Source organism: Streptomyces sp. NBC_00442, from assembly GCF_036014195.1.
Classification (GTDB): domain Bacteria; phylum Actinomycetota; class Actinomycetes; order Streptomycetales; family Streptomycetaceae; genus Streptomyces.
The window spans coordinates 6798697-6812395 of the sequence record NZ_CP107918.1 but is presented as its reverse complement, the minus strand read 5'-3'; the positions used below and the strand labels follow the sequence as shown (position 1 = coordinate 6812395).

Here is a 13699-nt window from a genome sequence, read left to right as displayed (position 1 = left end):
CCCGGCGATGCCGTACGGGTGGTACGGGTGGGTCGGCCGGTGCCGGCCGGCACCGGCCGATCCACCCGCGAGGCTCAGCAGCGCCGTACGTCCTCCGTCAGGGCGCCCTGGGCGGTCGTGAGGCTGTGGTCGTAGCAGCCGTCCGAGCCGTACAGGCGGTAGCGCTCGGCGGAGGTGCCGGTCGCGTGGCGCTGCTCTCGGGGGACGTTCATGGTCCAGGAGGCGTCGCCCCGGTAGGTGTCGTCGAGGTGGGAGAAGGCCGTGGGGCGCGTGCCGTGCAGGGTGAGGGAGTTCGCCCGGTCGCCGAGGGTGATGGCGGTGCGCAGCCGGCCGTCCGCGGCGATGGTCGTCGTTCCGTCCATCGTGTACGTGCGGTCGTTCCGCACGGTCACGGCCGGGCCGCGGCCCCGGGTCGTCACGCTCTCGTCGTCGCGCCAACTGCCCTTCAGCGCATCGGTGTTCTCACCCTCGGTCCACCGGTGCGCCGAGTCGCCCGACACCGAGCGGGTGACCGTGGTGGTGACGCGGCCGTGCGAGGTGTCGAGGTATCCGGCCGTGGTGAGACGGTGACTGCTCGCGGCGTCGAGCCGCAGTTCGGGTGAACCGGGCTTGTACGTCGTCGAGTCGACCGGCGCCGTCTCGTCGTGACGGGTCAGTGCTCCGGTGACGACCTCGCGTCCGTGGTCCTGCCAGACGAGCAGGTTGGCCGGCGTGGACCAGCCGTCCTGCCCGGCGGGAACGCCGGCGACCGACACCTCGACCCGGTGGGGACGGCCGTCGTTGAGCAGGGCCGCGTACGGCGTCAGATCATAGGTGACCGGCTGTACGTCGAAGGCGCGGGGCGCGGGCACGACGTACCAGAGGAAGGGGTTGGACCAGCCGCCCGTCCACACCGTGGGGAACGGCGCCGCCACGCCCGCGAGTTGGCCGTCCACGGCGATGCGCACCTCGCGGTTGGGGCCGGCCGGCGCCTTGCAGGAGTAGGGGGCGGGGTCGGGGACGGCGAGGTACCAGAACTCCTCGCAGCCGCCGCCCGAACCGGTGGCGTACACCTCGGCGAGGAGGCGTTCGGAGTTGCGCCCCGTGGTGACCTGCGCCGCGTCCAGCGGGAGCACCCGGTCGGGGGTCGCCGCGGGCGCGGTCCTGGCGTCGGCGGCGTAGAACGTGAGGGTCACCTTGACGTCGATGACGCCGGTGTAGGTGTCGTCGACGGTGTTCCCGATGAGCATCTCGACGGGCTGCGCGGATCGGAGGGTGGCGCTGTAGCGCGTGACGTCCTTCTCGACGTTCCAGGCGATGCCGTCCACCGAAGGCTCGGGGGTGGATGTGCGCAGCACCTCAACGCCGCCCACGTGGAGATAGCCCAGACGGTCGTACTGGCGCCCCTTGACCTTGCCGTCGAGGCGGAGCACTACCTTGCTCCACCGGTCGCCGCAGCCCTTGGGCGGTGCGTAACTCCCCTTGTAGGGAGTGAAGTCGCGGAACTGGGCCTCGGCAAGGGTGACGTGGCAGGACTTCGTGTGCGGAGTGGCCACCGGGGGCGCCGCGGTCAGCGGGTCGTGCCAGTCGGTGCCGAACTCGATGGGCGGGGGGTCTGCCGCGTGGGCCGGGCCCGCTCCGAGCATCAGTCCGGCGGCCAGGGTGAGGCCGCCGAGCATGGACATGATCCTTCGTCGTCTCATGGACCAGGAGTGAAGCGCGAGCACGGTCGCGGCGCCAGACCCAGCGGGTGGCCGGTGGCGGGTTCTGGGCCCCAACGCGGAAAAATCGATTGAAATCCACATCGCGAAGGGGCGAACCTTGCACGGCTCATGCCACTCGACGCAAGGAATCCCGGGACGTCATGCAAATTCGCGATCTTCCCTACACGGATCCGGGTGCGCCGGATGTCCGTTCGGGCCCGCGCTTCCTGTACTGGCTGGGCCGCAACCAGCTCGGCGGCCAGCTCAAGGCGCTCGGCTGGGGACTGCTCCACCAGTGCGGCATCGCCGGGCTCCCGCTGACCGTCGGCCTCGCCGTGCAGGCGGCCATCGACCGCTCGGGCGACCGGCTCGCGCTGGCCGCGGCCCTCAACGTGCTGCTCGGCGTGGCCATCGCGCTCGGCGAAATGATGCTCCACCGCACGGCCGTGACCAACTGGATCACCGCAGCGGCCCGGGTGCAACAGCTCCTGGCCCGCAAGGCCGCCGACCTCGGCTCGGTGCTGACGCGCCGGGTCGCGGCGGGCGAAGTGGTGGCGGTCTCCACCGGTGACGTCGAAAAGATCGGATGGTTCGTCGAGGCGCTGTCGCGGTTCGTCGCGGCCGCGGCCGCACTGGTGATCATCTGCGTCGGTCTGGTCCTCTACCAGCCCGCGCTCGGCATGGTCGTCGCGATCGGCGTGCCCGTCCTCGCGCTGGCCGTCCTTCCGCTGCTGCCGCGCGCGACGCGGCGTGCGGACATCCAGCGCGAAAAGGCGGGCCGCGCAACGGAGTTGGCTTCCGACACGGTCGCCGGTCTGCGGGTCCTTCGGGGCATCGGCGGCGAGGAGCTGTTCCTCGGCCGCTACCGGGAGGCCTCCCAGGAGGTCCGCAGGGCGGCGGTGCGCAGCGCCCGTATGTGGTCGCTGATCTCGGCCGTCCAGGTGCTGCTCCCGGGCGTGCTGCTCATCACGGTCGTCCTGTACGGCGCGCATCTGGCCCTCGACGGGCGGATCGCGGTGGGCGAACTGGTCACCGTCTACAGCGCGGTGACGCTGATGCTGTACCCCTTGCAGCACTTCGAGGAGATCGCCATGGCGTACTCGTTCTCGCGGCCCTCCGCGAAGCGGGCGGCCCGGGTGCTCGCGCTCCAGCGGGTCACCGGCCCCGCCGACGCGGACACGGCGGCGCCGTCGGGGCCGCTTACGGAGCCGCTCTCGGGCGACCTGTACGACCCGGCGAGCCGGCTGCTCGCGCCCGAGGGGCGGCTGACGGCCGTGGTGTGCGGCGATCCGGACGCGGCGGGGCGGCTCGCGGACCGGCTCGGCGGCCATGCCCCGGAGTCGGACGAGCTGCCGTCGGTGCTGCTCGGCGGGGTGTCCCTCGACGGGCTCCCCCTCGAGGACGCCCGCGCGGCCGTCCTCGTTCAGGACAAGGATCCGGTGCTGCTGTCGGGCACGCTGCGCGAGCTGCTCGACGTCCCGTCGTCCGGGCAGGTCGAGGCGGCGGCCGCGCTGACCGCGGCGCACTGCGACGACGTGCTGGACGCACTCGCGCAGGCCTCGGTGGACGGCGACGGCGACCCGATGGCCACCCGGATCACGGAGCGGGGCCGCTCGCTCTCCGGCGGCCAGCGCCAACGCCTCGCCCTCGCACGGTCGTTGGTGGCCGATCCCGAGGTGCTCGTGCTCGACGAGCCGACCTCCGCGGTGGACTCGCACACCGAGGCACGCGTCGCGAACGGCATCAAGCGGCTGCGCACCGGGCGCACCACGGTCGTCTTCACGTCGTCGCCGCTGCTGCTCGACGCGGCCGAGCGGGTCGTGTTCGTGCACGCGGGCGAGGTGGTGTCGGTGGGGACCCACCGCGACCTCGTGCGCACCGATGCCCGCTACCGCGCGGTGGTCACCCGCGAGAGCGACGAGGAAGAACCGAAGCCAGTGTCCGTGTCAGTGCCCGCGTCCGTGTCCTCGTCCGCGGCGACAAAGAAAGTGGAGGAGTCGGCATGATCGGCGTGGCGGTACCGGAGTACGACCCGGCGGCCCCGCAGTCGGCCACCACCCTGCCCGTGGGCACGCCGGCCACGGTCCGGGCGTACGTGGGTGAACTCATGCGGCGCCACCGCAGGGCGTTCGCCGTCCTGATCGGGACCAATGCCGTCGCGGTGATCGCGTCGATGGTCGGCCCCTACCTCCTCGGCGGTGTCGTCGAGGACCTGTCGACGGGGGTCCGCGACCTCCAACTCGGGCGCGTGGCCGTCCTGTTCTCTGTGGCCCTGATCGTGCAGACCGTGTTCGTCCGCATGGTGCGCCTGCGGGGCGGAATGCTCGGTGAGGAGATGCTGGCCGATCTGCGCGAGGACTTCCTGGTGCGGTCGGTCGGGCTGCCGCCGGGCGTCCTGGAGCGCGCGGGCACCGGCGATCTGCTGTCCCGGATCACCACGGACATCGACCGCCTGGCCAACGCGATGCGCGAGGCCGTGCCACAACTGGCCATCGGTGTGGTGTGGGCGGCGTTGCTGCTCGGCGCCCTCGGTGTCACGGCTCCGCCGCTCGCCCTCGCCGTGCTGGTCGCACTGCCGGTGCTGGTGGTGGGCTGCCGCTGGTACTTCCGGCGCGCGCCGGCCGCCTACCGCTCGGAGGCCGCCGGGTACGCGGCGGTCGCCTCCGCCCTGACCGAGACGGTCGATGCGGGGCGCACCGTCGAGGCCCACCGCCTGGGGGCGCGCCGGATCGCGCTGTCGGACCAGCGGGTCAAGGAGTGGACGGCCTGGGAGCGGTACACGCTGTTCCTGCGCTCGGTGCTGTTCCCCGTGGTCAGCGTCACCCACATGACGATCATGGTGTCGGTGCTGACGATCGGCGGGGTCTTCGTCCTCAAGGACTGGATCACGGTCGGCCAGCTGACCACGGGCGCGTTGCTCGCCCAGATGCTGGTCGAGCCGGTCGGGCTCATCCTGCGCTGGTACGACGAGCTCCAGGTGGCCCAGGTCTCGCTCGGGCGGCTCGTCGGCGTCCGGGACATCGAGCCGGCGGCCGGTGACGCGCGGGTGCGGCCCGACGGGCGGCACGTCGAGGCGGACGACGTCCGCTTCGGCTACCGCGAGGGTGTGGACGTCCTGCACGAGGTGTCGCTCTCGGTGGCTCCGGGCACCCGGGTCGCCCTGGTCGGGCCGTCCGGGGCGGGCAAGTCGACGCTCGGCCGGCTGCTCGCCGGGATCTACGCGCCCCGCGAGGGGCGGGTCACCCTCGGTGCGGCGGAGCTGTCGCGGATGCCGGCGGAACGGGTGCGCGAGCACGTGGCGCTGGTCAACCAGGAGCACCACGTCTTCGTGGGCTCGCTGCGCGACAACCTGCTGCTCGCTCGCGCGGGCGCCGAGGACGCCGAGCTGTGGGCGGCGCTGGGGGCGGTCGACGCGGACGGGTGGGCGCGGGCGCTCGACGACGGCCTCGCCACGGAGGTCGGCTCGGGCGGCCTGTCCCTCACGCCTGCGCAGGCCCAGCAGATCGCGCTGGCACGGCTCGTCCTCGCGGACCCGCACACGCTGGTCCTGGACGAGGCGACCTCCCTGCTCGATCCCCGCGCCGCGCGCCATCTGGAACGTTCCCTGGCCCGCGTCCTGGACGGCCGCACGGTCGTGGCGATCGCGCACCGCCTGCACACCGCGCACGACGCGGACGTCATCGCGGTGGTGGAACGCGGGCGCATCACGGAGCTCGGCAGCCATGAGGAGCTGGTGGGGGCGGGCGGGGCGTACGCGGCGCTGTGGCAGTCCTGGCACGGATGACCCGCGGTGCGGTGCGGGGTACTCAGCGACCCCGTCCCACCGGGCCTGCGCCCGGCCCCCGGCGCCTCCCCTGCCACCGCGGCCCTCACATGGCTCGTCGCGCAGTTCCCCGCGCCCCCGACCGGGTCCACCCACCCGGAACCGGACAGTCAGGACCGGCTCGCCGCCGCCCGAGGGGGCGGCGACGCCCTTGAGGGGCGCGGGGAACTGCGCGGTCGGCCACGCACGGTCCGCGGCCGACCGCGGATGGGGGCCGGGGAATCCGTGGCGGAGCCACAACGGGACCACCGCAGAGCCACAGCACCGTAGGGCCACAGCGGTACAGGACCGCAGGAGCACAGGACCAGAGGAACGGCCTCGTGCCCGAGGCCCCGCGCCGGCCCGGGTCAGATGAAGTTCAGGGCCCCAGCCGCCCCCACCCCACCCAGGATCATGAACACCGGCATCAGCACCTTCAGCTCGACCCAGCTCCCGGCACGGAACCGCATCCCCTTCGGCGGACCGAGCGGAGCCCAGCGCTTGCGGCCGAGCGGGATGGGCCACAGGATCGGGCAGCCCGAGACCGTCAGGGCGTCGCCGATGTCGTGGACCAGCGCGCCGAGGACGATCGGCAGGCCCAGCCACAGGTACTCCTGGCCGGGGCCGCTGAACAGCCAGTCCGAGCCGTTGCCGGGCTTGTCGAGGACGCCGGCCAGGATCCACGCACTCGTCGCGCCGAGCAGCCACACGAGGACGTCGCTGGAGACCCGCGCGGCCCTCCACAGCAGGCCCTCCACCGCGAGAACCAGATGCACGAAGAGGATGGCGAGGACCGCCCAGCGCCCGCCGAACACCGCCGCCGCCGAGGCACCCGCCCCGATCAGGACGGCCCACAGCCAGGTGTGGGTCAGCGTGCGGTGACCGCCGTTGCGGCGCGGGTCACCGGGCCCCCGGGTCGCCTTGTAGACCGCGTGCGAGAGGTCGTCGACGATGCCGCACAGGGCCTTGGACACCGGCCCGAACGCGCGCGAGATCGTCGCCGACTTGTGGTCGAGGTCGGGCGCCAGCGCCGCGCCCGCCGTGATCAGGGCGCCCACGACGAGCACCGGCCACGGCATGGGGTGCCCGTAGGCGGCCGCTGCCGCGCCCACCCCGAGCCAGGCCGCGGCCCCCGACAGTGAGTGAGCTGGTCCCATCATGGCCGCGCCCCGCCCCATTCCTCTTGCTCGTGCGCACAGTTGACGGCCCGTCCGTGGACGGGCCGAGCTGGCAGCCTACCTGCGATGATCTTCGCGTCGGCGGCCGGTTCCCGCTTACGGGCCCGGCCAGGCAAGATGGGGGCGTGACCCTTATCGATCAGCTGCCGCCGAGTGCCGACCCCGATGCCCTCTTCGAGGCCTTCTCCACCTGGGCCGAGGGCCAGGGCATCACCCTGTACCCGGCCCAGGAGGAGGCGCTGATCGAGGTCGTGTCCGGGGCCAACGTGATCCTTTCCACCCCGACGGGCTCCGGAAAGAGCCTGGTGGCGGCGGGCGCGCACTTCGCGGCGCTGGCCCGGGACGAGGTCACCTTCTACACCGCGCCGATCAAGGCGCTGGTCTCGGAGAAGTTCTTCGACCTGTGCAAGCTCTTCGGCACCGAGAACGTCGGCATGCTGACCGGTGACGCCTCCGTCAACGCGGACGCGCCCGTCATCTGCTGCACCGCCGAGGTGCTCGCCTCGATCGCGCTGCGCGACGGCAAGCACGCCGACATCGGCCAGGTCGTCATGGACGAGTTCCACTTCTACGCCGAGGGCGACCGCGGCTGGGCCTGGCAGATCCCGATCCTGGAGCTGCCGCAGGCCCAGTTCGTCCTGATGTCGGCCACGCTCGGCGACGTCGCGATGTTCGAGAAGGACCTGACGCGCCGCACCGGCCGCGAGACCGCGGTGGTCCGCTCGGCGACCCGGCCCGTGCCTCTCTCGTACGAGTACGTGACGACACCCATCACGGAGACGCTGACCGAGCTGCTCGAGACCCGGCAGGCGCCGGTCTACATCGTGCACTTCACGCAGGCCCAGGCGGTCGAGCGGGCGCAGTCGCTGATGTCGATCAACATGTGTACGCGCGAGGAGAAGGACAAGATCGCCGACCTGATCGGCAACTTCCGCTTCACCACCAAGTTCGGCCAGAACCTGTCCCGTTACGTCCGGCACGGCATCGGCGTGCACCACGCGGGGATGCTGCCCAAGTACCGCCGGCTGGTCGAAAAGCTGGCGCAGGCGGGCCTGTTGAAGGTCATCTGCGGCACCGACACCCTCGGCGTCGGCGTCAACGTCCCCATCCGCACGGTGCTGTTCACGGCTCTGACGAAGTACGACGGCACGCGCGTACGCACCCTGCGGGCCCGCGAGTTCCACCAGATCGCGGGGCGCGCCGGCCGGGCCGGCTTCGACACGGCGGGCTATGTCGTGGCGCAGGCGCCCGAGCACGTCATCGAGAACGAGAAGGCGCTCGCCAAGGCGGGCGACGACCCGAAGAAGCGCCGCAAGGTGGTTCGCAAGAAGGCACCCGAGGGCTTCGTGGGCTGGTCGGACACCACCTTCGAGAAGCTGATCGGCTCCGAGCCCGAGCCGCTGACCTCGCGCTTCAGGGTCACCAACATCATGCTGCTCTCGGTGATCGCCCGGCCGGGCAACGCCTTCGAGGCCATGCGCCACCTCCTGGAGGACAACCACGAGCCGCGCAAGGCGCAGCTGCGGCACATCCGCCGGGCCATCGCGATCTACCGCTCGCTGCTCGATGGCGGTGTGGTGGAGCAGCTGGACACACCGGACGCCGAGGGCCGCACGATCCGGCTCACCGTCGACCTCCAGCAGGACTTCGCGCTGAACCAGCCGCTGTCCACGTTCGCGCTCGCCGCCTTCGACCTCCTGGACGTGGAGTCGCCGTCGTACGCGCTCGACATGGTCTCGGTCGTCGAGTCGACCCTGGACGATCCGCGCCAGATCCTCGCCGCCATGCAGAACAAGGCGCGCGGCGAGGCCGTCGGACAGATGAAGGCGGACGGCGTCGAGTACGAGGAGCGCATGGAGCGGCTCCAGGACATCTCGTACCCGAAGCCGCTGGAAGAGCTGCTGTGGCACGCGTACAACGTCTACAAGACGTCGCACCCGTGGGTCGGCGACCACCCGGTGTCGCCGAAGTCCGTCATCCGTGACATGTACGAACGGGCACTCACCTTCACGGAGTTCACCTCCTGGTACGAGCTGGCGCGCACCGAGGGCATCGTCCTGCGCTATCTGGCGAGCGCGTACAAGGCGCTCGACCACACCATCCCGGACGACCTGAAGACCGAGGATCTCGAAGACCTCATCGCGTGGCTCGGCGAGATGGTGCGCCAGGTCGACTCCTCGCTCCTGGACGAGTGGGAACAGCTCGCCAACCCCGAGGTGCAGACCGCCGAGGAGGCGCAGGAGAAGGCCGACGAGGTCAAGCCGGTCACGGCCAACGCCCGCGCCTTCCGGGTGCTCGTGCGCAACGCGATGTTCCGCCGCGTGGAGCTCGCGGCCCTCGACAACCTCACCGCGCTCGGCGAACTGGACGCGGAGTCCGGCTGGGACGCGGACGCATGGGGCGAGGCGATGGACAAGTACTGGGACGAGTACGACGACCTGGGCACCGGGCCCGACGCGCGCGGCCCCAAGCTGCTCTCCATCGAGGAGGACGCGGCACACGGCCTGTGGCGCGTCCGCCAGGCGTTCGCCGATCCGAACGGCGACCACGGATGGGGCATCGGCGCGGAGGTCGACCTGGCGGCCTCCGACGAGGAGGGCCGCGCGGTGCTGCGCGTCACCGCCGTCGGCGAACTCTGACCCCCACCCCCCTGTTCCGGAGAGGACCGCGACGTCATGACCAACCCGGCGGAGAGACTCGTCGATCTGCTCGACCTCGAACAGATCGAGGTCAACATCTTCCGCGGCCGAAGCCCCGAGGAGTCCCTCCAGCGGGTCTTCGGCGGCCAGGTCGCGGGCCAGGCCCTCGTCGCGGCCGGGCGCACCACGGACGGCGAGCGCCCGGTGCACTCGCTGCACGCCTACTTCCTGCGGCCGGGCCGTCCCGGTGTGCCGATCGTCTACCAGGTGGAGCGGGTGCGCGACGGGCGGTCCTTCACCACCCGGCGGGTCACGGCGGTGCAGCAGGGCCGCACGATCTTCAACCTGACGGCGTCGTTCCACCGCCCGGAGCACGGCAGCATCGAGCACCAGCTCCCGCCGCGCCTCGACTTCCCCGAGCCGGAGTCGCTGCCCACGGTCACCGAGGAGATCCGCGAGCACCTGGGCGCGCTGCCGGAGGCCCTGGAGCGGATGGCGCGCCGCCAGCCGTTCGACATCCGGTACGTGGACGGGCTGCGCTGGACGCCCGAGGAGATCAAGGGCGCCGATCCGCGCAGCGCGGTCTGGATGCGGGCGGTCGGCCCGCTCGGCGACGACCCGCTGGTGCACACCTGCGCGCTGACGTACGCGAGCGACATGACGCTCCTGGACGCGGTGCGCATCCCGGTCGAGCCGCTGTGGGGGCCGCGCGGCTTCGACATGGCCTCGCTCGACCACGCGATGTGGTTCCACCGCCCGTTCCGCGCCGACGAATGGTTCCTGTACGACCAGGAGTCCCCCGTCTCGACGGGCGGCCGGGGCCTCGCCCGTGGCCGGATCTACAACCGCGCGGGCGACCTGCTGGTTTCGGTGGTCCAGGAGGGTCTCTTCCGCCCCCTGACCCCCGCCGCCGACTGATCAACTCACCTTTTCCCAGAAGGAGTTACCGATGAGCCTGTACGACATCCCGCTGCGCACCCTGTCCGGCGAGCCGACCTCGCTCGCCGATTTCAAGGGCCGTGCCGTGCTCGTGGTGAACGTGGCGTCCAAGTGCGGTCTGACCCCCCAGTACGCCGGCCTTGAGCGCCTTCAGGAGCAGTACGGGCAGCGCGGCCTGACCGTGCTCGGCGTGCCGTGCAACCAGTTCGGCGGCCAGGAGCCCGGCACCGCCGAGGAGATCGGCACGTTCTGCTCGGCGACGTACGGCGTGACCTTCCCGCTGCTGGAGAAGAGCGACGTGAACGGCGAGACCCGCCACCCGCTGTATGCGGAGCTGACGAAGACGGCGGACGCCGACGGCGAGGCCGGCGACATCCAGTGGAACTTCGAGAAGTTCCTGCTCTCCCCGCAGGGCGAGGTGGCCGCCCGCATCCGTCCGCGCACGGAGCCGGACGCCCCCGAGGTCGTCGCCCTCATCGAGGCCAACCTGCCCGCCTGACGCGGCTCCACGACGCGAAGGTGCCCCGGCCTCGGACGAGGTCGGGGCACCTTCGCGTACCGGCCGCTAGCGGATCGGCATGCCCGACAGGGTGCGGGCGATGACGAGCCGCTGGATCTCGCTGGTGCCCTCGAAAATGGTGTAGATCGCGGCGTCCCGGTGCATTCGCTCCACCGGGTATTCGCGCGTGTAGCCGTTGCCGCCGAGGATCTGGATCGCCTGGGCGGTGACCTTCTTGGCCGTCTCGCTCGCGTACAGCTTGGACATCGAGCCCTCGGCCGACTCGAACTTCTTGCCCGTGGTCGCCATCCAGGACGCGCGCCACACCAGGAGGCGGGCCGCGTCGATCCGGGTGCGCATGTCGGCGAGCTGGAAGGCGATGCCCTGGTTGTCGATGATGGGGCGGCCGAACTGCTCGCGGGTCTTGGCGTATTCGAGGGCGTAGTCGTACGCGGCCCGCGCGGTGCCGACCGCCATCGCGCCGACGGCCGGGCGGGACGCCTCGAAGGTGGCCATGGCGGCGTTCTTCACCCTCTCGCCCCCGCCCGCCTTCGCCTTTTCACGGGAGCGGGCGAGCCGCTCGTCGAGCTTCTCCTTGCCGCCGAGCAGGCAGTGCCCGGGAACGCGCACGTCTTCGAGGACGACCTCGGCGGTGTGGGAGGCGCGGATGCCGTGCTTCTTGAACTTCTGACCCTGGCTGAGGCCCGGGGTGTTCGGCGGCACGATGAAGGAGGCGTGGCCCTTGGAGCCGAGGTCGGGGTCGACGACCGCGACGACGACGTGCACATTGGCGATACCGCCGTTGGTCGCCCAGGTCTTGGTGCCGTTCAGGACCCACTCGTCCTTGGCCTCGTCGTACACGGCGCGGGTGCGCATCGAGGCGACGTCGGACCCCGCGTCCGGCTCGGAGGAACAGAAGGCGGCTACCTTGACGTCGGTCACATCGCCGTACATCTGGGGGATCCAGGTACCGATCTGCTCCTCGGTGCCGTTGGCGAGGACGCCGACGGCGGCGAGGCCGGTGCCGACGATGGAGAGCGCGATGCCCGCATCGCCCCAGAACAGCTCCTCCATGGCGACCGGGATGCCGAGACCGGTCGGGTCGAAGAACTGCTGCGCATAGAAGTCGAGGGAGTAGATTCCGACCTTGGCGGCTTCCTGGATGACCGGCCAGGGAGTCTCCTCGCGCTCGTCCCACTCGGCGGCGGCGGGCCGGATCACGTCCTTGGCGAATCCGTGCAGCCAGTCCCGGACCTGCTTCTGGTCGTCGTTGAGATCCATCGTGAACTCGGCCATGTCCCCTCCACCACTCCCTGCGTTACTTGCGGTAACCGCAGTCTGTTACCGGCGGGTAGCCGCTGTCAACCGGCCTTCGGCCCCGCAGCGTCCGGTACGGGCGGAGTGTTACGTTGCGCAAGGCTTTCGAGACCGGGAACCCACGGAAGACGCGGTACGGGCGGGGAGACGAACCCATGGAGACCACGCAGCAGGCCGAGCAGCAGCGCACGGCGGCCCAGCGCCGGCGGCGCGAACTCCTGGAGGCGGCGGACCGGGTGGTCCTGCGGGACGGCCCCAAGGCCTCGATGAACGCGATCGCGGCGGAGGCCGGCATCACCAAGCCCATCCTCTACCGCCACTTCGGCGACAAGGGCGGCCTCTACCGCGCGCTGGCCACGCGGCACACCGACGCCCTGCTCGCCGCGTTGCGGGCCGCGCTCGACGCACCGGCCGGCCGGCGCGAGCGGGTCGAGGCGACCCTGGACACCTATCTCGCGGCGATCGAGGCGCGGCCCCAGGTCTACCGGTTCCTGATGCACCCCGCGGAGGACGCGCCGGCGCCCGAGTCCGAGCAGGGCTTCGACGTGGGGCGCCACTCGGCGCCGCTGCTGCGCCGCATGGGCGAGGACCTCGGCGTGGTCATAGCCGAGCGGATCGACCTCGGGCCGGGCAGCGAGGTGCTCGCGCGGGTGTGGGGCCATGGGATCGTCGGCATGATGCACGCGGCGGGCGACTGGTGGCTGGGTGAACGGCCTTGCTCGCGCGCGGAGTTGGTGCGGTCGCTGGCGGATCTCCTCTGGGGCCGCCTCGCCGCCGCGGGCGACCGCGCGGGCGGCCCCGGCTTCTGACCCCGGCCACGCCAGATCCCGGGGCGAAGCCCCGCAACCCCGCCTTCGCCTGCGGACCGTGGACGCTTCTCGCGCAGTTCCCCGCGCCCCTGGGTGGGCTGCCCTTGGCAGGGTGCCAGGGCAGCCCACCTCAGCCCGTCCGGCGATTGAGGACGAGGGCCGTCCAGGCCCGAACGGGGTCTGGGGCGGAGCCCCGGGGGGTCAGCTCCAAGGGGCCTTGCGGATCGCGCGTTGCAAGCGGGAGCGGTGGCGGCCCGTCACGCGGTCGGCGTAGACCACCCCGTCCAGATGGTCGCACTCGTGCTGAAGGCACCGCGCGAAGAACCCGGTCCCCTCGATCCGCACCGGCGCCCCCGCGAGATCCACCCCCTCCACCACCGCACGGTCGAAGCGCGAGGTCGGCGCCTCAAGACCCGGCAGGGAAAGGCAGCCCTCGGGGCCGCGCACCTCGATGCCGTCCGCCTCCACCAGGCGCGGGTTGACGACGTACCCCAGATGCCGCACGTCCTCGTCGTCGGGGCAGTCGTACACGAACACCCGCTGCCCGACGCCGATCTGGTTCGCCGCCAGGCCGACACCGTCGGCCGCGTACATCGTCGCGAACATGTCCTCGACGAGGCGGTGCAGCGCGGGGCCGAACTCCGTGACGGGTTCGCAGGGCGCGTGGAGCAACCGGTCGCCGAGGAGACTCATCTCTCGTACGGAGCCGGAACTGCCGGGAATGGGGCGGTGGCGCATGGGCGCAAGAGTACGTTCCACGGAGCGGAAGCCATTTCGCATGGTGGCGCGGTTCGGGGCGCAGACCGGATCTCGATAGGCTGACACCTGACCCAG

10 protein-coding genes are annotated in these 13699 nt (G+C 71.7%); 6 read left to right on the top strand and 4 right to left on the bottom strand.

Annotated features, from left to right (window positions below):
* Positions 1–74: 74 nt before the first annotated feature.
* Entirely contained in the window at positions 75–1682 is a 1608-nt protein-coding gene (locus OG432_RS30650; RefSeq protein ID WP_328314196.1) for a peptide-N4-asparagine amidase, read from the bottom strand.
* Between the two features lie 161 nt (positions 1683–1843).
* On the opposite strand from OG432_RS30650, the gene OG432_RS30645 reads away from it, so the two are divergent.
* Together OG432_RS30645 and OG432_RS30640 are read left to right on the top strand one after the other, a co-directional pair.
* The gene (locus tag OG432_RS30645) at positions 1844–3688 is read left to right on the top strand and encodes an ABC transporter ATP-binding protein (RefSeq protein ID WP_328314195.1); all 1845 of its coding nucleotides are present in this window, start codon (positions 1844–1846) and stop codon (positions 3686–3688) included.
* Positions 3685–5466, top strand: coding sequence for an ABC transporter ATP-binding protein (locus OG432_RS30640; RefSeq protein ID WP_328314194.1), 1782 nt, complete (start codon positions 3685–3687; stop codon positions 5464–5466). Before OG432_RS30645 ends, OG432_RS30640 begins: the two co-directional genes overlap by 4 nt.
* 386 nt (positions 5467–5852) lie before the next feature.
* Here OG432_RS30640 and OG432_RS30635 read toward each other — a convergent pair whose 3' ends face one another.
* A complete protein-coding gene (locus OG432_RS30635; protein WP_328314193.1) occupies positions 5853–6644 on the bottom strand; it encodes a metal-dependent hydrolase in 792 nt (263 codons plus the stop codon).
* Between the two features lie 143 nt (positions 6645–6787).
* On the opposite strand from OG432_RS30635, the gene OG432_RS30630 reads away from it, so the two are divergent.
* Genes OG432_RS30630 through OG432_RS30620 form a run of 3 tightly spaced genes read left to right on the top strand, consistent with a single transcriptional unit; the run spans position 6788 to position 10739 of the window.
* Positions 6788–9301, top strand: a complete 2514-nt coding sequence (locus OG432_RS30630) for a DEAD/DEAH box helicase (protein WP_328314192.1) — start codon at positions 6788–6790, stop codon at positions 9299–9301.
* Between the two features lie 36 nt (positions 9302–9337).
* Positions 9338–10219 (top strand): acyl-CoA thioesterase, encoded by an 882-nt coding sequence (locus OG432_RS30625; RefSeq protein ID WP_328314191.1) that lies wholly within the window; start codon positions 9338–9340, stop codon positions 10217–10219.
* A 31-nt stretch (positions 10220–10250) separates the two neighbouring features.
* Complete coding sequence (locus OG432_RS30620; RefSeq protein WP_328314190.1) at positions 10251–10739, top strand: glutathione peroxidase; 489 nt, start codon at positions 10251–10253, stop codon at positions 10737–10739.
* A 66-nt stretch (positions 10740–10805) separates the two neighbouring features.
* Here OG432_RS30620 and OG432_RS30615 read toward each other — a convergent pair whose 3' ends face one another.
* Positions 10806–12035, bottom strand: coding sequence for an acyl-CoA dehydrogenase family protein (locus tag OG432_RS30615; protein ID WP_328314189.1), 1230 nt, complete (start codon positions 12033–12035; stop codon positions 10806–10808).
* Between the two features lie 176 nt (positions 12036–12211).
* Here OG432_RS30615 and OG432_RS30610 point away from each other — a divergent pair, with 176 nt between their 5' ends.
* The gene (locus tag OG432_RS30610) at positions 12212–12865 is read left to right on the top strand and encodes a TetR family transcriptional regulator (protein ID WP_328314188.1); all 654 of its coding nucleotides are present in this window, start codon (positions 12212–12214) and stop codon (positions 12863–12865) included.
* Positions 12866–13066: 201 nt separating this feature from the next.
* Here OG432_RS30610 and def read toward each other — a convergent pair whose 3' ends face one another.
* Positions 13067–13603: a peptide deformylase gene (gene def / locus OG432_RS30605; RefSeq protein WP_328314187.1), complete on the bottom strand. Its 537-nt coding sequence runs from the start codon at positions 13601–13603 to the stop codon at positions 13067–13069.
* Between the last annotated feature and the right edge of the window lie 96 nt (positions 13604–13699).